A 24,303-nucleotide genomic window follows, 5' to 3' on the forward strand; every position below is an offset into this window, starting at 1 on the left:
GCCCTTCCAAATCGGCCAAATATTGCTCAAGTAACGCCTTTTGACAACTGAAATATGTTCAATCCACTTTATAACGTTCACGATGATGCTCAACGTGCACCAGGGTCAATGCACAATCATCATGTCCTGGCACTCACTTGCAAGAACTCGGTTATTGCGTCAGTCGACAACTAACGTGCTCATCGTGCCTTCAAGGGATAAACAGTTCCAACGGGCGTTTTTCGAGCGAGTACTTACGACTCAGAATATTACCCAGAACCTTTTTCGCAGCCGCTTCGCCATGCACCAACCGAATCTGCGTTGGCCACTCTTTCATCCCCGTGACGAACTCGACCAATTCGACCTGATCGGCGTGAGCAGAATAGCCTTTTGCGGTATGGACTCCGGCATTTATATCAAAGCGCTCGCGATCCAGCTCTACATAGCCGCCCGATGGGCCATGTAACTGAATGGCCTCGCCCGGTGTTCCCTTGCCCTGATAGCCGACAAATACCACGTTATGTCGTGTGTCGCCGAGCATGGCTTTCAGGTAATTGACGATTCTGCCTCCTGCACACATGCCGTTACCGGCAATCACAATGGCCGGACGCGCCGTACTGGCCAGGTAATTGACCGTACGCAAATGCTCTTCATGGGTGTCGACGGTAACCAGTTGCTCGAAACCCAACGGCTTTCTGCCGACGTCGAGCCTTAGCCGGGCGTCCTCATCCCAATAGTCTTCGAACGACTGATAGACCTTGGTAAAGCGACTCGCCAGAGGCGAATCAAGGATGATCGGCAACCTCGACCAGTCTGGGGCACTCTCACCCCGGTGCTCGCTGCTTTCAGTGCAATGATTCGAAGGCATCTTGCGTCGCAGTATGTCTTCCAGCTCGTAGAGCAATTCCTGGGTTCGGCCGATGCTGAACGCCGGTATCAGCACGGTGCCGTTATCCTCCAGCGCCTTGTCTATGATGCGCTCAAGTCCAAGCTGACGAATGTTGCGATCTTCGTGAACACGATTGCCGTAGGTGCTTTCCAGCACCAGCACATCCGCGCGCTCGGGCGGCTTCGGCGCAGGCAGAAAAGGCGTATGACTCGCCCCCAGGTCACCGGAAAACACCACCCGCACAGAACGCCCTTGTGCAGGATATTGAAGATCGCATTCTATATAGGCCGACCCCAATATGTGTCCGGCGCGCTGCAAACGGACCCGGCAATGCACGGATTCGTTGTCGATCAGGCTGAACCAGTCATCGAATGGCAGAGCGATAATTCTCTTGTTGATGACGTCCAGGTAGCGCGCGACTTGCCCGGGGTCGTGTGCAAATTCAATTTTCAGGAGATCTTCCATGACCAGTGGCAACAGATGGGCACTGGGCTCACTGCACAGTATCGGCCCCTTGTAACCGGATGCCAGCAACTCTGGAATACGCCCGACATGGTCATTGTGTACGTGGCTGATCAGCAGCGCCCTGATAGCCTCGGGATCGAATCCGAATGACGCGCTTTCGGACTGCCTGCCGCGCTCCTGCACCGACCCACAGTCAATCAGCAGGCTGCTCGATACGTCGATGTGCAGCTGATGACACGAGCCCGTTACTGTATCGACAGCGCCGTGATGAATGATTTGCGGATAAGACATGCAGTCACCTTTTCTTGCCAGCCTGCTCTGAATATCCGGGATATCCGATATCAGGGCTGAACATTAAGTTTCGGCGCATTCTGCACTTGAACGAATCATTTTCAAGCCTTGACACAAGGCTGTCAGGGCAGCAGTAATCGACGCTGAAAATCAATATAACCCGTACCCCCTTTAAAATGGGTACACGATTTAAAAAAGCGAATATTCCTACACGGCGTAGTAACTAATCTTCATATAACAGAAGAATAAACCGACAGAATTATAAGACTCTTTTTTCGACAAAACTGTTTGAAGACACAACAAAGCGTGCCAGCTCAGCAGCAGCGCATGCTGCTTCATGAACAGAAGGGAGTAAAAGACGCGCGCTATCGTGTCGCCAGATCGTTCTCCGACGACGCATGATCAGCGCTGCTCAGACAGAGCGAGGGGAAGGTGCGCGCTTTTTGCGAAGGCTGGCTATCCACGCCAGTATCGGGCCAATGACCATGCCCACGAGCAACGCGAGGACAACAGGCAATGCCAGCGGAAGCTGAGGCGCCGACCAACCGAAAAACGTCACGGCAACAGACTGCCGGTTCTCAAGCACAAACACAGTTGTTGCCAAAACAACGAGCAATACGGCGACGATCAAAATGACTCGTTTGAAGATACGCATCTGGTGATCCTGTGGTGAATGGCTTTAAAAGCCCTCTTCTTCATCCTCGTTGACCCGATCCCGCAGCTCCTTGCCCGGCTTGAAATGCGGGACAAACTTGCCATCGAGGCTGACCGACTGACCGGTCTTCGGGTTGCGCCCTACCCGCGGTGCGCGGTAATGCAGCGAAAAGCTGCCAAAGCCTCGAATCTCGATTCGGTCTCCGGTTGCCAGACACTGGGACATTTGTTCAAGCATGGTCTTGATGGCCAGCTCGACATCCTTGGATGAGAGCAGCCCTTGATGGGTGACAATTCGTTCGATCAACTCCGACTTCGTCATATTTTTCCCTTCTTTTTCAAGCAGCTAGATCAGCGCTTGGAAGGTTTTAGCATGACCGGATGAATTTGAACAGCCCATCTATTGACTTATGTTCAATCCCGTCTAACCAGGCATGAACAGATTACAGCGACATGACAGGGGCGAGGCAGGGGAAGGGAGCTGGAGCAATAGACGAAACGAGACAGCCTGAGAGGCCAATGGAGGCGTTTTGCGACTCACACTGTGCGTGAGAGCAAGCCAGGAAGACCTGAACCTGTAGGGCCTGAACGATAGAAACAAAAAAGGACGACCGAAGTCGTCCTTTTTTTGGTCAAGCAGAACTTAGTTCTGTTTTTCCATTTGCGCGCGCAGCAGGTCACCAATAGTGGTAGGACCAGTGCTTTCAGCGACTTCAGGCTTGCTACGCAGGCTCTGGATCGCTTCTTTCTCGTCTTCAACGTCTTTCGACTTGATGGACAAGCTGATTACGCGGCTCTTGCGGTCAACGCTGATGATCTTGGCTTCGATCTCTTCGCCTTCCTTCAGAACGTTACGCGCGTCTTCAACGCGGTCACGGCTGATTTCGGAAGCCTTGAGGGTCGCTTCGATGTCGTCGGCCAGAGTGATGATGGCGCCTTTGGCGTCAACTTCTTTAACGATACCGCGAACGATGGCGCCCTTGTCATTGACAGTGACGTACTCGGAGAACGGATCGCTTTCCAGCTGCTTGATACCCAGCGAGATACGCTCACGCTCAGGATCAACCGACAGGATCACGGTGTCGAGCTCGTCGCCCTTCTTGAAGCGACGTACGGCTTCTTCGCCCACTTCGTTCCAGGAGATGTCGGACAGGTGAACCAGACCGTCGATGCCGCCGTCCAGACCAATGAAGATACCGAAATCGGTGATCGACTTGATGGTGCCGGAGATTTTATCGCCCTTGTTGAACTGGCCAGAGAAATCTTCCCATGGGTTAGATTTGCACTGCTTGATGCCGAGGGAGATACGACGACGCTCTTCGTCGATGTCCAGAACCATGACTTCCACTTCGTCGCCAACCTGAACGACTTTCGAAGGGTGGATGTTCTTGTTGGTCCAGTCCATTTCGGAAACGTGTACCAGGCCTTCCACGCCTTCTTCCAGCTCTGCGAAGCAGCCGTAGTCGGTCAGGTTGGTAACACGCGCGGTAACGCGGGTGCTTTCCGGGTAGCGAGCCTTGATAGCGACCCATGGATCTTCACCCAGTTGCTTCAGACCCAGGGAAACACGATTGCGCTCGCGATCATACTTCAGGACCTTGACATCGATCTCGTCGCCAACGTTGACGATTTCCGATGGATGCTTGATGCGCTTCCAGGCCATGTCGGTGATGTGCAGCAGGCCATCGACGCCACCCAGATCGACGAATGCGCCGTAATCGGTGAGGTTCTTGACGATACCCTTGACTTGCTGACCTTCCTGCAGGGACTCGAGCAGAGCTTCGCGCTCGGCACTGTTCTCGGCTTCCAGGACACTGCGACGGGAAACGACAACGTTGTTGCGCTTCTGGTCCAGCTTGATGACCTTGAACTCGAGCTCTTTGCCTTCCAGGTGAGTCGTGTCACGCACAGGGCGGACGTCAACCAGAGAACCAGGCAGGAACGCACGGATGCCGTTAACGTCGACAGTGAAGCCGCCTTTAACCTTACCGTTGATAACGCCCTTGACCACTTCTTCAGCTGCGAAAGCCGCTTCCAGAACGATCCAGCACTCGGCACGCTTGGCTTTTTCGCGGGACAGCTTGGTTTCGCCAAAGCCATCTTCGACCGCGTCCAGCGCAACGTGAACTTCATCACCGATCTTGATGGTCAGCTCGCCAGCGTCGTTGTGGAACTGCTCCAGCGGGATGAGGCCTTCAGATTTCAGACCGGCGTGAACCGTAACCCAACCTGCCTGGTAGTCGATATCAACGATGATCGCGGTGATGATCGAACCGGCCTGAAGGTTGAGGGTCTTTAGGCTTTCTTCAAAAAGTTCTGCAAAGCTTTCGCTCATTTTAATTCCTGTTGATCAAGGGCGAAGAATACGCCCATCTGCCACGCTCCAGACAACGTGGGTTTCGTTCAAGTAAAAGAAAGCCTGCGGGACTATGACTGGTCTCCCACATGCTTCTTCGTCATCCGGCAATACCGCGAAGCGCGATTTCGCTCAGAATGCGTTCCAGCACCTGTTCGATGGACAATTCAGTGGAATCCAGCTGTATGGCGTCGTGCGCCGGCTTCAACGGTGCTACCGCTCGCTGGGTGTCACGCTCGTCGCGTGCACATATCTCATCTAGCAGACTCGACAGACTAACATCATCGCCCTTGGCCTTCAACTGCAAGTAACGTCGACGCGCACGCTCCTCGGCACTGGCGGTGAGGAATATCTTCAGCGGTGCATCCGGAAAGACCACGGTACCCATGTCGCGACCGTCCGCGACCAGACCCGGCTCTTCCTGAAACGCTCGCTGACGCAACAGCAACGCATCGCGCACCGCCGGCAGCGAGGCCACCTGTGATGCGCCACTGCCGACCTGCTCGTTGCGAATGGCGTGGGTGACGTCCTCGCCTTCCAGAATGATGCGCTGCCCCTGCCCTGCTGCAGTCGCTTCGAACTGAACATCCAGATGAGCGGCCAGAACCTTGAGCGCTTCTTCATTGGTCAGGTCGACACCGTGATTGCGCGCCGCGAAAGCCAGCAGGCGATACAACGCGCCGGAGTCGAGCAGGCACCAGCCAAGTTTCCTGGCCAGCAATCCGGCGACAGTGCCCTTTCCGGAACCGCTGGGGCCGTCGATGGTAATAACAGGAGCTTTGATTTTCACTTTTTGTCCTCTTGCGCTACACGCATGCCAACTTGAGCGCACAGCGCCAGAAAATGGGGAAACAATGCGGCGGCATCCGCGCACGCCTGGATACGGATGGGTGCCGAAGCCCTCAACGATGCAACGCGAAACGCCATGACGATACGCTGATCACCGCGAGCATCCACCTCGCCGCCACCCGGCACACCGCCTTCGATAATGATGCCATCCAGCACGGGCTCGGCCTCGATACCGAGCGCCAGCAAACCGTCAGCCATCAGCCTGACGCACTCCGACTCATCGGCTTGCAGGGCCTGCGCGCCGCGCAGAATGGTACGCCCTTCTGCGCAGGCTGCGGCAACAAGAAGCACCGGAAATGCATTCAGCGCCAGAGGCACCAGCGCTTCGGGGATGTCAGCGCCTTTGAGCCGGGCCGAGCGAACATGCAGGTCAGCGACCGTTTCATTCGCCAGCTTGCGGACGTTCTGCAGCACGATATCGCCGCCCATCAGGCGCAAAATATCGATCGCCCCCTCGCAAGAGGAACTGACGGGAACGTCCTCCAGCAGCAGATCGCAGCCTTCACTGATCGACGTCGCGACCATGAACAGCACTGCCGACGTCACGTCAACCGGCCCCTTGATGCGATGACTGACACCCTCAGCAGACCCGCTGTGAAGTGCACGAGGCTCCTCAGGTGCGGTATCGACACGCGCACGGCTGGCGAGAATTCTGCCGAAGTGCTCCCTCGCTGCGCGTGCACGGGTAAATACATCCATCAACTGCGCGCCATCACCGGCATCCACAGCCTCGCGCAAGGCGTCGAGATCGGTGCGAAAGCTGTCCAGGGTGCGCAGTACGGCATCACGATTGGCCATGAAAATGTCATGCCACATGGTCGGATCGCTGCCTGCGATGCGCGTGAAATCACGAAACCCGCCCGCGGCATACCTGAATATGTCCAGGTTCTCATTGCGCTTGGCCAGCGAGTCGACCAGACCGAATGCCAGCAGATGCGGCAGATGGCTGGTGGCAGCCAGCACCTCGTCGTGGCGCTCGACCTGCATGTGCTCAACGTCGGCCCCAAGGGCTGACCACAACTGGTCGACAATCGCCACCGCCTGGGGATCGGTTTCAGTCAGTGGCGTGAGAATGACCTTATGGCGACGAAACAGCGCCGCATTGGACGCCTCGACACCGCTCTGCTCGGAGCCTGCAATCGGATGGCCGGGAACGAAGCGCGACGGCATGTGCCCGAACGCCTGACGTGCAGCCCTCACCACATTGCCTTTGGCGCTGCCGACATCGGTCAGGATTGCATGACCCAGATCGATCGGCGCCAGCAGCGCAAGCAGCTTTTCCATGGCCAGTATCGGCACCGCCAGTTGGATCACGTCCGCACCACGGCAAGCGGTGGCAAGGTCAGCCTCACAACGGTCCACGACCCCCAGCTCGACCGCCAGCTGTCGCGACTGCGGATCGAGGTCGACGCCGACCACTTCGCCACACAGGCCGCTTTCGCGCACACCCTTGGCAAAGGAACCACCGATCAGCCCGAGCCCGACGACCACCAGACGACCGATCACCGGCCGTACTGACTGTTCTGCAATCACATCAACCACGCGAACACACCTGACAACCCGGCAAGGTAAAAAACAAACGAATCATGGACCACACCCTCAGAGCACCGCTTTCGGGTAGGAACCCAGCACCTTCAAGGCGACGGCTTCGCTGCTGATTCGCTCCAGCACGGCCTTGACCAGCGGATCCTTGTGATGGCCGACGAAGTCAATGAAGAACACGTAGGTCCACTTGCCACTGCGCGAAGGACGGGTCTCGATACGCGTCAGGTCCAGGCCATTCTCGTGAAACGGCACCAGCAGCTCGTGCAGCGCGCCCGGCTTGTTGCTCATCGACACAATGATCGAGGTTTTGTCATCGCCGGTCGGCGGGACTTCCTGATTGCCGATAATGAGAAAACGCGTGGAATTGTCCGGACGATCTTCGATCTTTTCCGCCAGACGGGTCAGGCCATACAGACCTGCCGCCATATCGCCGGCGATGGCCGCCGAGTTCCACTCACCCTTTACCCGTTTGGCAGCTTCGGCGTTGCTGGCAACGGCGACGCGCTCGACATTCGGGTAATGGGCATCCAGCCATTTACGGCACTGAGCCAGCGACTGGGCATGGGAATAAATGCGCGTGATGCTTTCCGTCTTGGTGCTTTCGCCCACCAGCAGATGGTGGTGAATGCGCAGTTCTACTTCGCCGCAGATCACCATGTCGTGTTCAAGAAAGCTGTCGAGGGTGTGATTGACCGCGCCTTCGGTGGAATTTTCCACCGGGACCACGCCGAAATTCACGGCACCGGCGACCACTTCGCGGAACACTTCGTCAATTGCAGCCATCGGCAGACTGATGACGGCGTGCCCGAAATGCTTCATCGCGGCGGCCTGGGTAAACGTCCCCTCAGGGCCAAGATAGGCGACCTTGAGCGGCTGTTCCAGCGCGAGGCAGGAAGACATGATTTCGCGGAACAGACGCGCCATTTCTTCGTTGCTCAACGGCCCGCGATTACGCTCCATGACTCGCCTGAGCACCGCAGCTTCGCGCTCCGGCCGATAGAACACCGGCACCTCGCCTTCAGCCAGCGAGGACATCTTGACCCTGGCCACCTCTTGGGCACAGCGGGCACGCTCGCTGATCAGTTCCAGAACCTTCTCATCGAGGCTGTCGATACGGACGCGAAGCGCCTTGAGTTCTTGCTCGGACATCAGCCGTGCTCCTTCTCGAAGTCTTTCATGTAGGCCACCAGCGCGTTGACGGCGTTGATATCGATCGCGTTGTAGATGGATGCACGCATGCCTCCCACCGAGCGATGGCCCTTGAGGTTAAGCAGGCCGTTTGCATCGGCACCGGCCAGGAACGGCTTGTCGAGACGATCGTCAGCCAGGCGGAACGGGACGTTCATCCACGAACGATCAGGCTTGTTGATCGGGTTGCTATACAGCTCGCTGGCGTCGATGAAGTCATACAGCGTGCGCTGCTTGATTTCGTTGCGCTTGCCGATCGCTTCGACACCGCCCTGCTCTTTCAGCCATTCGAAAACGAGCCCGGACAGGTACCAAGCCAGGGTCGGCGGCGTGTTGTACATCGAACCATTGTCGGCCGCGACCTTGTAGTCGAGCATGGTCGGGCACAGCGAGCGCGCGCGGCCCAGCAGGTCTTCGCGAATGATCACCACCACGATGCCGCTGGGGCCGATGTTCTTCTGGGCGCCGGCGTAGATCATGCCGAAACGCGAGATATCGAGCGGACGCGAGAGGATGTCCGAAGACATGTCGGCAACCAGCGGCACGTCGCCGGTTTCCGGAATCCAGTTGAATTCCAGGCCGCCAATGGTTTCGTTTGGCGCGTAGTGGACGTAAGCCGCGTCCTTGGACAGCTTCCACTCGTTCTGGCCGGGAATGGCGAAGTAATCGTAGGCCTTGGCGCTGGCCGCGACGTTGATTGCGCCGTAGCGCGAAGCCTCGTCGATAGCCTTCTGCGACCAGATGCCGGTGTCGATGTAATCGGCCTTGCCATTTTCAGGCAGCAGGTTCAGCGCAATCTGGGCGAACTGCTGGCTGGCACCGCCTTGCAGGAACAACACTTTGTAATTCGAAGGAATGGACAGCAGATCACGCAGATCCTGCTCGGCCTTGGTGGCAATGGAGACGAACTCATCACTGCGGTGGCTCATTTCCATGACGGAAAGGCCTTTGCCATGCCAGTCGAGGAGCTCCGCCTGGGCACGCAGCAGAACAGCTTCAGGAAGCGCAGCAGGACCTGCGCAGAAGTTAAAGGCTCGCTTGCTCATATCCACTCTCGTCAAATACGTTGGGTCTGTACGCGCTTGTTTCTGGTTACTTGCCACGAGCAGACAGACGCCGCAGCGACTGGCAGCTCCTTGCGGGAATCTTGATCCGGCCGCCGGGCTGGCCGAATGCCGCAAGGGCTGGACTTGCCTGGAATGCAGATGCATGCACAGACGAGCCAGCCCTTACCTGATTTACGTTACCGCTTAGTTCTGTGGTTCGTCTTCGTCTGACGCAGCATCCGCCTGCAGGTCTTCACCGGCATCGTCCACTTCAGCGGCATCGACGATCACGCCGTCGACAAGCTCACCCTCAAGCTCTTCGCCTTCGACTTCCGACGGCTCCTGAACACGCTCCAGACCGACCAGTTTCTCGTCGCTGGCCAGCTTGATCAAGGTAACGCCCTGGGTGTTACGACCCAGACTGGAAACTTCACCGACACGGGTACGAACCAGCGTGCCCTGATCGGAAATCAGCATGATTTCTTCGCCATCGAGCACCTGAACCGCGCCGACCAGACGGCCGTTACGCTCGTTGCTGACCATGGCGATGACGCCCTGACCGCCACGCTTGTACTCGGGGAACTCGGAGATCGCCGTACGCTTGCCGTAGCCGCGCTCGGAAGCGGTTAGAATCTGGCTGCCTTCTTCCGGGATCAGCATCGAAATCAGCTTTTGCCCTTCTGGCAGACGCATACCACGAACGCCACGGGCTGTACGGCCCATGGCGCGCACGTCGGATTCCTTGAAGCGGGTCACCTTGCCGCCGTCGGAGAACAGCATGATTTCCTGTTCGCCATCGGTAATGGCTGCGGAGATCAGGATATCGCCCTCGTCCAGTTCAAGGGCGATGAGGCCCGAGCTGCGCTGACGGCTGAATGCAACCAGCGGGGTCTTCTTGACAGTACCGTTGGCGGTGGACATGAAGATGAACGGAGCCTTCTTCTTGTCGGCCGCCTTGATACGGGCCTTGCGCTCTTCTTCGGTCTCGCTGCTGTTTTCCGCGTCGTCCAGCTCGCCTTCCAGGGCCTCGCCTTCCTCATCGGCACGCTTGCGCATGGCTTCAAGGTCGACCGGCAGCATGGTGGTGATGTATTCGCCGTCGCTCAACGGCAACAGGTTGACCAGCGGACGACCACGGGCAGCGCGGGACGCTTCCGGAATCTCGTAGGTCTTGAGCCAGTAGACCTTGCCCTTGCTGGAGAACATCAGCAGCGTGGTGTGGCTGTTGGCAACCAGCAGGTGAGCAATGTAATCCTCATCCTTGATGCCGGTGGCCGACTTGCCCTTGCCGCCACGACGTTGAGCCTGATAGACCGCCAATGGCTGAGTCTTGGCATAGCCGCCGTGGGAAATGGTGACAACACGCTCTTCTTCGGTGATCAGGTCACCCAGCGTCAGGTCCAGACGTGCATCGAGAATTTCGGTGCGACGGGCATCGCCGTATTCGGAGCGGATCAGTTCCAGCTCTTCGCGGATCACTTCCATCAGGCGCGTTGCGCTGTTCAGGATGCGGATCAGCTCGCCGATCTGGTTGAGAATTTCCTGGTACTCGCCCAGCAGCTTCTCGTGCTCGAGACCGGTCAGGCGGTGCAGACGCAGTTCCAGAATGGCCTGAGCCTGTTCCGGCGACAGGAAATACTTGCCTTCACGCAGACCGTATTGCGGATCGAGGTTCTCGGGGCGGCACGAATCGGCACCGGCACGCTCGACCATCTCGACCACTGCGCTCGATTCCCAAGGCGTCTTGATCAACGCTTCCTTGGCTTCGGCAGGTGTCGGAGAGGCCTTGATGAGGGCGATGACCGGGTCAATGTTGGACAGCGCAACGGCCTGACCTTCAAGGATGTGGCCACGCTCGCGCGCCTTGCGCAGTTCGAACACGGTACGACGGGTCACCACTTCGCGGCGATGACGAACGAAGGCTTCCAGCAGATCCTTGAGGTTCAGGATGCGCGGACGACCGTCGATCAGGGCGACGATGTTGATACCGAAAACGCTTTGCAGCTGGGTCTGGGCATAGAGGTTGTTGAGGATAACCTCAGGCACTTCGCCACGACGCAGCTCGATGACCACGCGCATACCATCCTTGTCGGACTCGTCGCGCAGTTCGGTGATGCCTTCGAGTTTCTTTTCCTTGACCAGCTCGGCGATCTTCTCGATCAGACGCGCCTTGTTCAACTGGTAAGGCAGCTCGGTGATAACGATCTGCTGGCGACCGCCCACCTTGTCGATGTCTTCGACGATGGAGCGGGCACGCATGTAAATGCGTCCACGGCCCGTGCGATAGGCTTCGATGATGCCGGCGCGACCGTTGATGATCGCCGCAGTCGGGAAATCCGGACCGGGGATGTATTGCATCAACTCGTCGACCGTCAACTCGGGGTTGTCGATCAGCGCCAGGCAACCGTCGATGACTTCACCGAGGTTGTGCGGCGGGATGTTGGTCGCCATGCCCACGGCGATACCGCTGGAACCGTTGACCAGCAGGTTGGGAATACGGGTCGGCATGACCGCCGGGATCATCTCGGTGCCGTCGTAGTTCGGCACCCAGTCCACGGTTTCCTTGTGCAGGTCGGCCAGCAGCTCGTGCGCCAGCTTGGTCATGCGCACTTCGGTGTATCGCATGGCGGCAGCGTTGTCGCCGTCGACAGAACCGAAGTTGCCCTGACCGTCTACCAGCAGGTAGCGCAGCGAGAATGGCTGAGCCATACGAACGATGGTGTCGTACACGGCGGTGTCGCCGTGCGGGTGATACTTACCGATCACGTCACCAACCACACGGGCGGATTTCTTGTACGGCTTGTTCCAGTCGTTACCCAGCTCGCTCATTGCGAACAGCACGCGCCTGTGCACGGGCTTCAAGCCATCGCGTGCATCGGGCAGTGCGCGACCGACGATTACGCTCATTGCGTAGTCGAGGTAGGACTGCTTCAGCTCGTCTTCGATATTGACCGGGAGGATTTCTTTGGCCAGTTCGCCCATGAGAAGCCTGATTCCTTTTTCTGGTGAAACCTCGCAAACCCATTCGGGGTATACGAAGCTCGCCGCTGCCAGCATATGCAGGGCAGCGACTTACGACAAATCAACGAGTTATGCCATGAATCTACGCAGCGTGGGCGACTACAATCAGTGTCCCCGATAACCGCCGGATATTACCACAATCGCCGAGGCGCTCACATCCTTTGCAGGCGCTGAAAGCGAGCCGCAGACACATAACACGCCTGAGAAACGCTTACAGGCCCGCCCAGCCGCATTGCACAACGGCGACGGGTCAGGCCTGTCTGCCTCAGTGAAGGTGTTTACGGCTCATCAATTGAGCCATGCGCGCGGTATCGGGACGTTCGACAATGCCCTTTTCGGTCACGATGGCGTCGATCAGGTCGGCCGGCGTCACATCGAACACCGGGTTGAAAGCCTCGACCTCAGCGCCGACTCGCTGGCCGCCCACTTCGAGCAGTTCACGGCCGTCGCGCTCTTCAATGATGATGTCGTCACCACTGGCCATGTCCATGTCGATGGTCGAGCTCGGTGCGACCACCATGAAGCGCACCCCGTGGTGCATGGCGGCGACAGCAAGCTGATAGGTGCCGATCTTGTTCGCCACGTCGCCGTTGGCGGTGATGCGGTCAGCACCGACGATGACCCAGGTGATGCCCTTGGTGCGCATCAGGTGCGCGGCGGCGGAATCTGCGTTCAGGGTCACCGGGATGCCCTCGTTGGCCAGCTCCCAGGCGGTAAGCCGCGAACCCTGCAGCCAGGGCCGGGTTTCGTCGGCGTAGACCCGCTCGATCATGCCTTCCAGATGCGCCGCACGAATCACGCCCAGCGCCGTGCCGAAGCCGCCAGTGGCCAGCGCCCCGGTATTGCAGTGGGTGAGCACCGTCTGCAGATTACCCTGGTGCTTGCGGATCAGGTCGGCGCCCAGCTGCGCCATGGTCAGATTGGCCTCGCGGTCGCTCAGGTGAATCGCCACGGCTTCGGCCTCGAGGGCCGCCAGCGGGTCATCGCCGTGCTTGACGCGCATAAGACGATCACGCATCCGGTTCAGCGCCCAGAACAGGTTCACTGCCGTCGGGCGCGAATCGGCCAGCAACTGCAAGTCCTCTTCCAGCGCCGGATACCAGTCTGCACCTTGCGCGATACGCGCACGTGCGGCCAGCACCGCACCATAGGCAGCACTGATGCCGATAGCCGGCGCGCCGCGCACGACCATCGTACGAATCGCTTCGGCGACTCCCTCGGCGGTGGTATAGCGGTGCCAGACTTCCTCGAACGGCAGTACCCGCTGGTCCAGCAGGTACAGAGCGTCGTCTCGCCAATCGATGGCCTTAACTTTCTCTGCAGCCAACATTCGATCGCGCATCGCCAACTCCATCTTGAACATCCGAAACCCAGCATCAAAAGCCGCTGATTATAGCGAGCCGCCTGCGAAGACGCTCGGGTATACTTCGTCATCAACGTAATAAACGATGGAAACCTTCTCATGCCGAACGCTACAGCACCGCTCGACCTTTTGCTCCTGCCCGCCTGGCTGGTGCCGGTCGAGCCCGCAGGCGTCGTGCTCAAGGACCACGGCATCGGCATTCGCGATGGCTGTATCGTCTATATCGGTCCACGTGCCGAAGCGCTGCGGCAAAACGCCGTGCAGGTGCAGGAACTGCCCGGCATGCTGCTCAGCCCCGGCCTGATCAACGCCCACGGCCATGCGGCGATGACCCTGTTTCGCGGGCTGGCCGATGACCTGCCACTGATGACCTGGCTGCAGGACCATATCTGGCCTGCTGAAGGCAAGTGGGTCGATGAAGACTTCGTGCGTGACGGCACAGACCTGGCCATCGCCGAGCAGCTCAAGGGCGGCATCACCTGTTTCTCCGACATGTATTTCTACCCCAAGGTGGCCGCCGAACGCGTCCACGCCAGCGGCATGCGTGCGCAAATCACCGTCCCGGTGCTGGATTTTCCGATTCCAGGTGCCCATACCACGGCTGAAGCCCTGCACAACGGCATCGAACTGTTCAACGATCTCGCCCATCATCCACGCATCAAGATCGCCTTCGGCCCGCATGCGCCCTACACCGTGAGCGATGAGAACCTGGAGAAGGTCCGGGTAATCGCCGACGAGTTGGACGCCACGATCCAGATGCACGTCCACGAGACCGCATTTGAAGTCGAGCAGGCTGTCGAACAGCGCCAGGAACGCCCCCTCGCCCGCCTCAACCGGTTGGGCATGCTCGGGCCGCGCTTCCAGGCCGTGCACATGACCCAGATCAGCGACGACGATCTGGCACTGCTGGTGGAAAGCAATACCAACGTCATTCATTGCCCGGAATCCAATCTCAAGCTGGCCAGCGGTTTCTGCCCGGTTGAACGACTGTGGCAGGCCGGTGTGAACGTTGCGGTGGGCACCGACGGTGCCGCCAGCAACAATGACCTGGACCTGCTCGGCGAAACCCGCACAGCCGCCTTGCTGGCCAAGGCTGTTGCTGGCTCGGCTACGGCGCTCGATGCACACCGCGCGCTGCGCATGGCAACGCTGAATGGCGCTCGCGCCCTGGGTATTCAGGCCGAGACCGGCTCGCTGGAGATCGGCAAGGCGGCGGACATGGTCGCTTTCGACCTGTCAGGCCTGGCCCAGCAACCGATCTACGATCCGGTATCGCAGCTTATATATGCCACTGGCCGCGATTGCGTGAGTCATGTCTGGGTGGCCGGCAAGCAATTGCTCGACGCTCGCCAGCTGACCCGCATGGATGAACACGCTTTGCGCGACACCGCGATCGCGTGGGGCCAGCGTATTTCCGGTAAAGCCGAATAATTCGATTCGGACCGAACACATGCCAGTCAGGCTTATCTATAAGCCTGACTGATGAAAAAGAATTTTGAGTTCAAGAGGGACACCCATGAGCAACGTCGACCGCGCAGAAATCGCCAAATTCGAGGCCCTGGCCCATCGCTGGTGGGACCGCGAAAGCGAATTCAAGCCGCTGCATGACATCAACCCGCTGCGCGTCAACTGGATCGACGAGCGTGTCGGCCTGGCGGGCAAGAAGGTGCTGGACGTCGGCTGCGGCGGCGGCATTCTCAGCGAGGCGATGGCTTTGCGCGGCGCCACGGTGACCGGCATCGACATGGGCGAAGCGCCGCTGGCAGTTGCGCAGCTGCATCAGCTCGAATCGGGTGTCAGCGTCGAGTATCGACAGATCACCGCCGAGGACATGGCCGAAGAAATGCCCGAGCAATACGATGTAGTGACCTGCCTGGAAATGCTCGAGCACGTGCCGGACCCCTCCTCGGTGATCCGCGCCTGCTACCGCATGGTCAAGCCTGGCGGCCAGGTGTTCTTCTCGACCATCAACCGCAACCCGAAAGCCTATCTGTTCGCCGTGGTCGGCGCCGAATACATCCTCAACCTGCTGCCACGCGGCACTCACGACTTCAAGAAATTCATCCGCCCTTCCGAGCTGGGCGCCTGGAGCCGTGACGCCGGTCTGCAGGTCAAGGACGTCATCGGCCTGACCTACAACCCGCTAACCAAGCATTACAAGTTGACCTCCGATGTCGGCGTCAACTACATGATCCAGACCCTGCGGGAGGCATGATTGATGCGCCTGAGAGCGGTTTTATTCGACATGGACGGCACCCTGCTCGACACCGCACCGGACTTCATCGCCATCGCCCAGGCAATGCTTGCCGATCGTAACCTGCCTGCGGTGCCGGACAAACTGATCCGCGACGAAGTTTCCGGCGGTGCCAGAGCCATGGTCGCGGCCAGCTTTGCGATGTCCCCCGAAGATCCACAATTCGAGGCATTGCGCCTGGAATTTCTGGAACGCTATCAGCGTGACTGCGCCGTCCACAGCAAACTGTTCGACGGCATGGACGAACTGCTGGCCGACATCGAAAAGGCGGGGCTGATCTGGGGTGTGGTGACCAACAAACCGGTGCGCTTTGCCCAACCCATCATGGAGCGGCTCGGCCTGTCGGAACGCTCGGCGCTGCTGATCTGCCCTGACCATGTCACACACAGCAAGCCACACCCGGAACCGATGATTCTGGCCTGCCGGATGCTTGACCTGGACCCGGCCAGCGTTCTGTTCGTAGGCGATGACCTGCGCGACATTGAGTCCGGGCGCGACGCCGGCACAAAGACCGCCGCCGTGCGCTACGGCTATATCCACCCCGACGACAACCCGGATCACTGGGGTGCCGACGTGGTGGTCGATCATCCGCTGGATTTGCGCAAGGTGCTGGATAACGCACTGTGCAGCTGCTAAACGAGGCTTTACATGTTTGATTACTCCGCGCACCCGGAACTGCTCAAGGGCCGGATCATTCTGGTCACTGGCGCCGCTCGCGGCATCGGTGCCGCAGCCGCCAAAGCCTACGCAGCGCATGGCGCCACCGTCCTGCTGCTGGGCAGGACCGAAGCCAGCCTGGCGCAGGTCCATGACGAGATAAAGGCAGCAGGCCAGCCGCAGCCGTTGGTCATACCCTTCGATCTGCAAAGCGCCGACCCTGCGCAGTATCAAGCGCTGGCGACCATGATCGAGCGCACAGTCGGCCGTCTTGACGGGCTGCTGCACAACGCCTCGATCATCGGCCCGCGTACCTCAGTGGAGCACCTGCCCGGCGAAGACTTCATGGAGGTCATGCACGTCAACGTCAACGCCACCTTCATGCTCACCCAGGCACTGCTGCCGCTGCTTCAGCGTTCGGAGGATGCATCGATAGCCTTCACCTCCAGCAGCGTGGGCCGCAAAGGGCGCGCACAATGGGGCGCTTACGGCGTGTCGAAGTTTGCCACCGAAGGTCTGATGCAAACCCTCGCTGACGAGCTGGAAGGCGTCAGCACGGTCCGCGCCAACAGCATCAACCCCGGCGCGACCCGGACCGGCATGCGCGCGCAGGCCTACCCTGATGAAAACCCGCAGAACAATCCGGCACCTGAAGAGATCATGCCGGTCTATCTGTACCTGATGGGGCCGGACAGCAAAGGCATCAACGGGCAGGCATTGAATGCCCAGTGAAGGGAAAAGGCCGTTGTGACGAAAAACCGTCACAAAGGCTGTTTCGAGCGGCTTTTTAAGTCAAGGAATTGCCGATCCGGGGCCACTGTCAGAGAGATGGCGTCAGCTAAACCACTGATTTTAATAAGTCTGGCCAAAAATGAACCGAATGGCACCACGTCCCCTCTAACCCAGCCAAGCCAGCAATATGTGCTGAGGAGCGAAGAGATGAATTTTCCTACCCAGACCCATGCAATCGATTTCGATACGGCTGAACTGCAGCGCCTGGGTTTTAGAAATCGACCTGACGCCGTGCTTCCCCCCCCGTCACTGCCCGAGCTGATCTATCAGCTTGGGCGACAATTGCAGACCAGTCTGGAAGCCGAGCGGATACTGACCCTGTTCTTTCAAGGCGTACAACGGTTCCTGCCATTGAGCGGTCTGATGTATCGACATATCGAAAGCGACTTGCACCTGCGTCTGGGCGAGATGTCATCCGACAGCGCCAGTTTTCATCTGCGTCACGAAGGCAAATGCATCGGCGAACTTGAGTTTCAGGGCTCCAGGCCATTCGATACGCGGCAACTGAGCGACCTCGAATCCCTGCTGGTGTGCCTGGTGTACCCGTTGCTGAATGCGCTGCTGTACCGCATTGCTACCCAGACTGCCCTGCGTGACCCGCTGACCAGCACCGGCAATCGCATCGCCATGGATCAGAGCCTGGCCCGCGAAATCGAGATTTCACGTCGCCACAAGCAACCCTTGTCCCTGCTGATGCTGGATATCGACCACTTCAAGAAAGTGAATGATGAATACGGTCATCACACCGGTGACGATGTGCTGAAGACCGTCGCGCAGAGCCTTAAGGCACAACTGCGCAATATCGACCGGGTGTTCCGCTATGGCGGTGAAGAGTTCGTGGTGATTCTTTCCAACACTGGCGCCGATTCTGCCGAGCTGATTGGTCAGCGTCTGTGCCAGGCCGTGCGAAATCTAGAGTTTCGCGAGCTTAGCCCGGCATTGACCATGACTGTCAGCCTGGGTTGCTCGACACTGCTGCCGACTGAAACAGCCGACAGCCTGCTGCGTCGTGCGGACAATGCTCTGTACGTCGCCAAGCGCGAAGGCCGCAATCGTATCGCCATGGCAAGCTAGCACTCTCTCCCGCAGTCTCGCCCGTCCTTATGCCTCCAGCGCGGCAACACGTCCTCGCGGCTTGACCCTGTCCAGCTGCATGCAACGCTCAAGAAAAAGGTACATATAGTCGTAGCTTTTGGTAACGGCCTGACGCAGCTCGGCCTGCAATTGCACACTCGGCTTGTTACCCACCAACGTACAAATAATCTCGAGCGCCTCCCAAGGGTGCGCGTCGTCGTACTGTGCATGCATCTTGAGCCACTTCATGGCTTTCTTGCGTGTCTCTTCAGGAAAGGCTTCGGCGTACACACCGCTGGAGCAGACCACGGCCGACCATTCGCCGGTCGCCCCCTCAATGGCGTAGTTGGTAGCCGCCATCGCCACGGCCAGCGAATCTGACGAGCTGGTCTGCCAGCACCAGTGGCTCAGCGCGTGCAACTCGGGCGCTACCCGCTGATCGTGCAAGTCTTCAAGCGTCACTTCATGGGCCGCACACCAGTTCACCCAGTAGTCGGCATGATTGAGTTCGACACGGATATTGCGCATCAGCCAGCGGCGCGCCATGTCTTCACCCGGGTGACGACCGAAACGGGTCTTGGTGAGATTCTTGGCCATGTACACCGCAAACTGCTCGACGACTGGCCACCCGCCGATCAGGTAGTGACGCATGATCTGCGGACTCAACTTCGCGTCACGCATTTGCTGGTACAACTCGTGCTCGACCACCCGCGCTTTTGCAGCGCTGCAATCCTTGATCAAATGCTGCGCCCAGGCCGGATAACTGCTGGCTTCCATGAGCGGACCGGTTCTTTCGAAAGCGTCGATCACTGGGGTATCTCCTTATGAGGGTTTCAACTGATTAACGTAGCGTTCCTGGCGCGCCGAACATCAGGGGGTCAGGCCGTACGGGCTGAATATAAAGACTCTCGCAAGTGAACAATTCAGGGCGGGAAATCAGATAGCCCTGTGCAAAATCCACGCCCATTTCCTGCAACGCAGCTTCGATCTGCGGCGTCTCAACGTACTCCGCAATGGTGCGTTTGCCCATGACATGGCCGATATTGTTGATCACCTCGACCATCGCCTTGTTGATCGGGTTGTCGAGCATGTCCTTTACAAAACTGCCATCGATCTTCAGGAAATCCACCGGCAAATGCTTGAGATAGGCAAAGGACGACATGCCCGAGCAGAAATCATCAAGGGAAAACTGACAGCCCAATCCCTTCAACTCGTTGATGAATCTGATCGCACTTTGCAGGTCGGCAATCGCACTGGTCTCGGTGATCTCGAAGCAGATCATCCCGGGCGATACGGCAAACGTCTCGAATTGCTGTTTCAGGTATTCGAGGAACGTATCATCCCCGATACTCGATCCTGACAAATTTATAGCACATAGCGCCTGTGGCACCTGATGCCGATCATCACTCTGGCACTGAGCTATGACTTTGAACACATTGTGTACCACCCAGCGATCCAGGGTGGTCATGAGTCCGTAGCGCTCGGCGGCCGGAATGAAATTGTCCGGGACGACCATTCGCCCGGATTCGTCGCGCAGGCGCAGGAGGATTTCAATGTGTCGTACTTCACCCGCCTCGCCCTGTATCGAAGCGATTTCCTGCGCATAAAGGCAAAAGCGATTCTCGTCCATGGCCATATGCAGGCGCTGTATCCAGGCCATCTCGCCAAAACGCATCGACAGCGTCAGATCATCCACACTGTAGGCCTGGACCCGATTGCGACCTCTTTCCTTGGCCATATAGCAAGCCATGTCAGCGGCCGACAATGATCCTTCCAGAGACGCCGGCGTGTCGCCGAGGTGCACCAGGCCAATACTGACGGTAGCCATGAATGGCCGGCCTTTCCACATGAAATGCAGACGCTGCACCGCCTCGCGCAACGCCTCGGCAATATCGAGCGCCGTTTCGGCGGGACAATCGACCAACAACACACCGAATTCGTCACCTCCCAGCCGGGCCAGCGTGTCGCCGTCACGCAAACCCTGCGGCAAGGCCCGGCAAAGCTGACGCAATAGCTCATCACCCGCCGCATGGCCACCGGTATCATTGACCAGCTTGAACTGATCCAGATCGAGAAACATCAGGCAGTGGCTGCGGCCCTGACCGCAGTCTTCATCGAGCACTCGCTGCAAGCGGCGTTCGAATTCACTGCGGTTGACCAGCCCCGTCAGCGGATCATGGGCAGCCTGCCAGGACAGATCGGCGATGTACTGCTGCTCCTGGGTCATGTCATGCAGCACCAGCACCGCACCACTGATCACGCCTTCGGTGTAGATCGGCGTACCTACCAGCGCGACCGACACCGTGCTGCCATCAAGCCGCTGAATCAGCTTGCTGTTGGCGCTGCCGCCCTTGAGTTTGCCGGTGATGATCTGCTCGACCAGCGTTGACTGGTCCTTCTGATCGTTTTCATCCAGCAGATTGAACAGTGCAGCCAGAGGAAGCCCGCTGGCCTGAGTACTTTTCCAATGGGTGAGGCCCTCTGCGGCAGGGTTCATGTAAACAATGGCGCCGGCCACATCGATGGTGATCACCCCGTCGCCGATAGACTCCAGCGTGATCTGTGCGCGCTCCTTCTCCAGTTGCAGGGCATCGGCAAATACACGCCGCTGAACGATCAGACGTCGCACCCGCAGCAGCGCCAAGAGAATCAGTAACACGGCGGTGACCAGGTTGACCGCTATCAACAGGTTGAGGATCAGCCTGGAGCCTTCGCCCAGTGCATCACTGAAAGCGCGCGCAGCAGGCGTTACGCCTTCATCGATCACATTGATCTGCTCGCGCCATTGATCGACCTCGGCGGCGCTCACAGCGCCCTGCCCGACCCGCTCATGAATATGCCGCGCAAGCTCGTCGAGCTGCATGAGGTAGCCGTCACCCACTTCCCAGAAATGGATGACCTGCTTCATGAAGCTGAAGCTATGGAAATTCATGTACATCCAGATGATGCCGTTTACATCGTCCGGGTGATTGCCGCCTTGAATGATTCCACTTCTGGCATCGGCCAGCGACGGGTTGGGCTGATCAAGGGCTTTGCGTAGCGCCTGGCCGCCCTGAGGTACGGAAAAGGCTTTTTGATACTTGAGGTAGTCACGCTCATCGTGACGGCTGGCGTACAGGCTCAGGTAGTGAATGGCGTCCTTCTGCCCCTTGGACCAGAGGCTCTCCCCCGCCACATAGCTGCGTACCGCAGACATGGTGTAGAGACTGACGCACCCCAGCAACGCCTGAAACAGGGCGACGGCAATGAAAGGCCACACGATGCCCAACAGACGGGGCTTGGAGAAGGTCCATGCTTGCTTCATGGGTTTCACGTCACCACATGCCTGAATAAACGTCTAGCGCAGAGACTAGGCTAAATTCGCCCGTGATGGCAGGTGATTCTCCCGCAATCGAGCCAACCGGTGCGCTGATCGAGGCTTCGCACATCAGATTTGTTGCAGATGTCCGTACAGTTTGGCGTACAGACCTCCTTCGGCAATCAACTGCTGATGGTCACCGTCTTCAACAATACGCCCGCCATCGAACACCAGCACCCGGTCAGCCTGCTTCACGGCCGACAGGCGATGGGCAATGATCAGCGTCGTGCGGCTGCGTAGAAAACGTGCGAGCGCCTGATGCAGGTTGTACTCGGTGGCAGCGTCCAGCGCCGAGGTGGCCTCATCGAGGATCACCACTTTGGGGTCGGACAGCACCATGCGCGCGATGGCCATGCGCTGGCGCTGGCCACCCGACATTCTGACCCCGGAGCGTCCGACAACGCTGTCCAGACCTTGTGGCAGATCGCGGATCGCAGGGTCGAGTTGCGCAACCTCCAGCGCGCGCCAGCAGTCTTCATCGCTGCAGTCACGGCCCATGGTCAGGTTGGCGCGTACGGTGTCATTGAACAGGGCCGGATGCTGCAGCACCACGGCGACGTTCTCACGCACGGTCTCCAGGCCAATATCCTGCTGGCTGACGCCGCCAAAACGGATCACCCCGGTACGGGCCGTATAGAGCCCGAGCAGCAACTGCACCAGGGTGCTCTTGCCGCCGCCGCTGGCACCGACAATGGCGACCTTTTCTCCCGGCGCGATGTTCAGGTTCAACTGGTCCAGCACCAGGTCTTCGCCATAGCCGAAAGTCAGGCCACGCACTTCGACCCCTACTGTTTCCTTGCCCTCGAACGGGTCAGTGCCACCGGCATATTGCGGCTCGTCGGCACGCGCCAGCAGCTCGTTGATGCGCGTCAGAGCTCCGCCGGCTGCGTAATAGGCGTATTGCAGGTTCAGCAGTTGCTCCACCGGCGTCATCATGAACCACAGGTAGCTGAACACCGCGAGCATCTGCCCAATGGACAGGTCCGAGAACAACACGGTAAGCATTGCCGCGGCGCGAAAGATATCGATACCGAACTGGAACAGCAGCCCGCTGGCACGGCCCGAGGCGTCGCTTTTCCATTGTGAATTGATTGCGTAGTCACGCACTTCCTGCGCACGCACGCCCAGGCGCCCCAGAAAGAAGCCTTGTCGGTTCCCTGCCCTGACTTCCTGAATCGCATCCAGCGTCTCGCTCAGCGCCTGGGTGAACCGCGACGTGCTGTCGTTCTCCAGCTTCTTGAGGTGCTTGACGCGCTTGCCCAGTTTTACCGTGAGCAGGATGACCAGCGGGTTGAATAGCATAATCAGCAGTGCCAGCTTCCAGTGCATCCACATCAGAATGCCCGCGGTGCCTGCCAGGGTCAGCGTGGCCACCAGCAGACGACTGAGGGTTTCACCGACGAACTTGTCCAGCGTATCCAGATCGGTGACCAGGTGCGTGGTCACCGTGCCGCTTCCCAGGCTTTCGTATTCACGCAGGGAAATGCGCTTGAGCCGCTCGATCAGCCGCAGCCGGATACGATAGACGATGTCCTTGGCCAGCCCGGCGAACAGCCGCGCCTGCAACACATTGAACACCAGCGCTCCGACCCGCAGCACCAGCGTTAACGACAGCATCAGGCCAATGTAGCCCGCCGCCTTTTGCCAACTGCCAGGCAGCAGGTGATCCATGACCTTGAGCGCAGCATCGCCACGGCCCAGCAACACCTCGTCGACCAGCAACGGCAGCAGCAACGGGATAGGCACACTGCACAGTGTGGCCAGCACCGCGACACCGTTGGCCAGCCACAGGGACTTTTTATGCCGCAAGGCGAGACGACGGATCTCGGCCCAGCTCAATGCATCGCTGCGCGTGGCGTGCGACGGTCGGGCAGCCTCAGTCACCTCATCATGCACTGGCTGCACGCTCCAGCCATCGACCCAGCAAGGGCGAAAGGCTGCTCAGTGGCTGATAACCGTTGGTCAGCAGCGCCAGCTGACCATTGCGCTCGGCCAGCAGGGTCGGGAAGCCGGCAATGCCCAGATCCTGTGCCCAGGCAAAATCGGCAGCGGTGGCCGCTTGCCGCTGAGGACTTTCAAACTCATCGGCAAATGCCTGACGCGACAGCCCCGTCTGCTCCGCGAGCTCAGCCAGCAATGACGGACGCGTTACGTCACGGGCTTCGCTATAGAAAGCCCGCTGAATCAGTCCGACCAGCTCCCAGGCGCGATCCGGGTCCAACTGCCGTGCCGCAGTAACGGCCAGGCAGGCAGGTGTAGTGTCGTAGACAAACCCTTCCGGCAGCGCACCTTCGCGACGAAATGGCTGGCCGGTGGCCTCTTCGACCGCCTGCCAGTGTTCAAGAATGTAACGACGTTTGGCAGGCTCCAGCGCCGCACCTTCGGAGCGCAGCCCGCCCATCACCAGATGCAGCGGCACGCCCGCCGCCCGAGCCTGTTGCACCAACGCGTCGGCAACCGGGGCAAAGCCCCAGCACCAGGAACACATCGGGTCCATGACATAGATCAGGCGGGCAGACATG

The 24,303-nt window shown here is 58.9% G+C and carries 19 protein-coding genes; 5 read left to right on the top strand and 14 right to left on the bottom strand.

What is annotated here, in order from left to right:
- Nucleotides 1–190: 190 nt before the first annotated feature.
- From JOE39_RS12125 to mtnA, 10 genes are all read right to left on the bottom strand, one after another.
- A complete protein-coding gene (locus tag JOE39_RS12125) occupies nt 191–1,624 on the bottom strand; it encodes an MBL fold metallo-hydrolase (RefSeq protein WP_017278328.1) in 1,434 nt (477 codons plus the stop codon).
- A gap of 412 nt (nt 1,625–2,036) precedes the next feature.
- Entirely contained in the window at nt 2,037–2,279 is a 243-nt protein-coding gene (locus JOE39_RS12130; RefSeq protein ID WP_003314660.1) for a lipopolysaccharide assembly protein LapA domain-containing protein, read from the bottom strand.
- Between the two features lie 24 nt (nt 2,280–2,303).
- Entirely contained in the window at nt 2,304–2,600 is a 297-nt protein-coding gene (gene ihfB, locus JOE39_RS12135) for an integration host factor subunit beta (RefSeq protein WP_002554561.1), read from the bottom strand.
- A 321-nt stretch (nt 2,601–2,921) separates the two neighbouring features.
- The gene (rpsA, locus tag JOE39_RS12140) at nt 2,922–4,613 is read right to left on the bottom strand and encodes a 30S ribosomal protein S1 (RefSeq protein ID WP_002554562.1); all 1,692 of its coding nucleotides are present in this window, start codon (nt 4,611–4,613) and stop codon (nt 2,922–2,924) included.
- 121 nt (nt 4,614–4,734) lie between these two features.
- Nucleotides 4,735–5,424, bottom strand: coding sequence for a (d)CMP kinase (cmk, locus tag JOE39_RS12145; protein WP_003319089.1), 690 nt, complete (start codon nt 5,422–5,424; stop codon nt 4,735–4,737).
- Entirely contained in the window at nt 5,421–7,025 is a 1,605-nt protein-coding gene (locus JOE39_RS12150) for a prephenate dehydrogenase/arogenate dehydrogenase family protein (RefSeq protein WP_003393776.1), read from the bottom strand. The genes cmk and JOE39_RS12150 overlap by 4 nt, the downstream gene beginning before the upstream one ends.
- A gap of 57 nt (nt 7,026–7,082) precedes the next feature.
- Nucleotides 7,083–8,177, bottom strand: coding sequence for a prephenate dehydratase (gene pheA / locus JOE39_RS12155; RefSeq protein WP_003314657.1), 1,095 nt, complete (start codon nt 8,175–8,177; stop codon nt 7,083–7,085).
- The gene (gene serC / locus JOE39_RS12160) at nt 8,177–9,262 is read right to left on the bottom strand and encodes a 3-phosphoserine/phosphohydroxythreonine transaminase (RefSeq protein ID WP_010422117.1); all 1,086 of its coding nucleotides are present in this window, start codon (nt 9,260–9,262) and stop codon (nt 8,177–8,179) included. Before serC ends, pheA begins: the two co-directional genes overlap by 1 nt.
- Nucleotides 9,263–9,466: 204 nt before the next feature.
- A complete protein-coding gene (gene gyrA, locus JOE39_RS12165) occupies nt 9,467–12,244 on the bottom strand; it encodes a DNA gyrase subunit A (RefSeq protein ID WP_003314654.1) in 2,778 nt (925 codons plus the stop codon).
- A gap of 304 nt (nt 12,245–12,548) precedes the next feature.
- On the bottom strand, nt 12,549–13,625 hold the full coding sequence (mtnA, locus tag JOE39_RS12170; RefSeq protein WP_004416794.1) for an S-methyl-5-thioribose-1-phosphate isomerase: 1,077 nt from the start codon (nt 13,623–13,625) through the stop codon (nt 12,549–12,551).
- A gap of 120 nt (nt 13,626–13,745) precedes the next feature.
- On the opposite strand from mtnA, the gene JOE39_RS12175 reads away from it, so the two are divergent.
- The 5 genes from JOE39_RS12175 to JOE39_RS12195 all read left to right on the top strand — a co-directional run bounded on the left by JOE39_RS12175 (nt 13,746) and on the right by JOE39_RS12195 (nt 18,423).
- A complete protein-coding gene (locus tag JOE39_RS12175) occupies nt 13,746–15,077 on the top strand; it encodes a TRZ/ATZ family hydrolase (RefSeq protein ID WP_003424754.1) in 1,332 nt (443 codons plus the stop codon).
- An 85-nt stretch (nt 15,078–15,162) separates the two neighbouring features.
- On the top strand, nt 15,163–15,861 hold the full coding sequence (gene ubiG / locus JOE39_RS12180) for a bifunctional 2-polyprenyl-6-hydroxyphenol methylase/3-demethylubiquinol 3-O-methyltransferase UbiG (protein WP_003369710.1): 699 nt from the start codon (nt 15,163–15,165) through the stop codon (nt 15,859–15,861).
- A 3-nt stretch (nt 15,862–15,864) separates the two neighbouring features.
- On the top strand, nt 15,865–16,536 hold the full coding sequence (gene mupP, locus JOE39_RS12185) for an N-acetylmuramic acid 6-phosphate phosphatase MupP (protein ID WP_017278326.1): 672 nt from the start codon (nt 15,865–15,867) through the stop codon (nt 16,534–16,536).
- A 12-nt stretch (nt 16,537–16,548) separates the two neighbouring features.
- A complete protein-coding gene (locus tag JOE39_RS12190; protein ID WP_024664255.1) occupies nt 16,549–17,289 on the top strand; it encodes a YciK family oxidoreductase in 741 nt (246 codons plus the stop codon).
- 207 nt (nt 17,290–17,496) lie between these two features.
- The gene (locus tag JOE39_RS12195) at nt 17,497–18,423 is read left to right on the top strand and encodes a GGDEF domain-containing protein (protein WP_003424751.1); all 927 of its coding nucleotides are present in this window, start codon (nt 17,497–17,499) and stop codon (nt 18,421–18,423) included.
- Nucleotides 18,424–18,450: 27 nt separating this feature from the next.
- Here JOE39_RS12195 and JOE39_RS12200 read toward each other — a convergent pair whose 3' ends face one another.
- The 4 genes from JOE39_RS12200 to JOE39_RS12215 all read right to left on the bottom strand — a co-directional run bounded on the left by JOE39_RS12200 (nt 18,451) and on the right by JOE39_RS12215 (nt 24,302).
- Nucleotides 18,451–19,233 carry an iron-containing redox enzyme family protein gene (locus JOE39_RS12200; protein WP_003393762.1) on the bottom strand — a complete coding sequence of 261 codons (783 nt, stop codon included), beginning with the start codon at nt 19,231–19,233 and terminating at the stop codon, nt 18,451–18,453.
- A gap of 31 nt (nt 19,234–19,264) precedes the next feature.
- Complete coding sequence (locus tag JOE39_RS12205; protein WP_074908540.1) at nt 19,265–21,727, bottom strand: EAL domain-containing protein; 2,463 nt, start codon at nt 21,725–21,727, stop codon at nt 19,265–19,267.
- Nucleotides 21,728–21,850: 123 nt separating this feature from the next.
- Nucleotides 21,851–23,677 (bottom strand): ABC transporter ATP-binding protein, encoded by a 1,827-nt coding sequence (locus tag JOE39_RS12210; RefSeq protein WP_024664254.1) that lies wholly within the window; start codon nt 23,675–23,677, stop codon nt 21,851–21,853.
- Entirely contained in the window at nt 23,670–24,302 is a 633-nt protein-coding gene (locus JOE39_RS12215) for a DsbA family protein (RefSeq protein ID WP_032661176.1), read from the bottom strand. Before JOE39_RS12215 ends, JOE39_RS12210 begins: the two co-directional genes overlap by 8 nt.
- Between the last annotated feature and the right edge of the window lies 1 nt (nt 24,303).

The organism is Pseudomonas sp. PvP100 (assembly GCF_017833055.1).
GTDB lineage: Bacteria > Pseudomonadota > Gammaproteobacteria > Pseudomonadales > Pseudomonadaceae > Aquipseudomonas > Aquipseudomonas syringae.

Bases quoted from the DNA above. Each gene is read 5' to 3' on its own strand.
- JOE39_RS12175 (WP_003424754.1), top strand. From the start codon at position 13,746: ATGCCGAACGCTACAGCACCGCTCGACCTTTTGCTCCTGCCCGCCTGG.
- JOE39_RS12130 (WP_003314660.1), bottom strand. From the start codon at position 2,279: ATGCGTATCTTCAAACGAGTCATTTTGATCGTCGCCGTATTGCTCGTT.
- ihfB (WP_002554561.1), bottom strand. From the start codon at position 2,600: ATGACGAAGTCGGAGTTGATCGAACGAATTGTCACCCATCAAGGGCTG.
- gyrA (WP_003314654.1), bottom strand. From the start codon at position 12,244: ATGGGCGAACTGGCCAAAGAAATCCTCCCGGTCAATATCGAAGACGAG.
- serC (WP_010422117.1), bottom strand. From the start codon at position 9,262: ATGAGCAAGCGAGCCTTTAACTTCTGCGCAGGTCCTGCTGCGCTTCCT.
- pheA (WP_003314657.1), bottom strand. From the start codon at position 8,177: ATGTCCGAGCAAGAACTCAAGGCGCTTCGCGTCCGTATCGACAGCCTC.
- JOE39_RS12205 (WP_074908540.1), bottom strand. From the start codon at position 21,727: ATGAAGCAAGCATGGACCTTCTCCAAGCCCCGTCTGTTGGGCATCGTG.
- mupP (WP_017278326.1), top strand. From the start codon at position 15,865: ATGCGCCTGAGAGCGGTTTTATTCGACATGGACGGCACCCTGCTCGAC.
- mtnA (WP_004416794.1), bottom strand. From the start codon at position 13,625: ATGCGCGATCGAATGTTGGCTGCAGAGAAAGTTAAGGCCATCGATTGG.
- JOE39_RS12215 (WP_032661176.1), bottom strand. From the start codon at position 24,302: ATGTCTGCCCGCCTGATCTATGTCATGGACCCGATGTGTTCCTGGTGC.
- JOE39_RS12195 (WP_003424751.1), top strand. From the start codon at position 17,497: ATGAATTTTCCTACCCAGACCCATGCAATCGATTTCGATACGGCTGAA.
- rpsA (WP_002554562.1), bottom strand. From the start codon at position 4,613: ATGAGCGAAAGCTTTGCAGAACTTTTTGAAGAAAGCCTAAAGACCCTC.
- ubiG (WP_003369710.1), top strand. From the start codon at position 15,163: ATGAGCAACGTCGACCGCGCAGAAATCGCCAAATTCGAGGCCCTGGCC.
- JOE39_RS12125 (WP_017278328.1), bottom strand. From the start codon at position 1,624: ATGTCTTATCCGCAAATCATTCATCACGGCGCTGTCGATACAGTAACG.
- JOE39_RS12190 (WP_024664255.1), top strand. From the start codon at position 16,549: ATGTTTGATTACTCCGCGCACCCGGAACTGCTCAAGGGCCGGATCATT.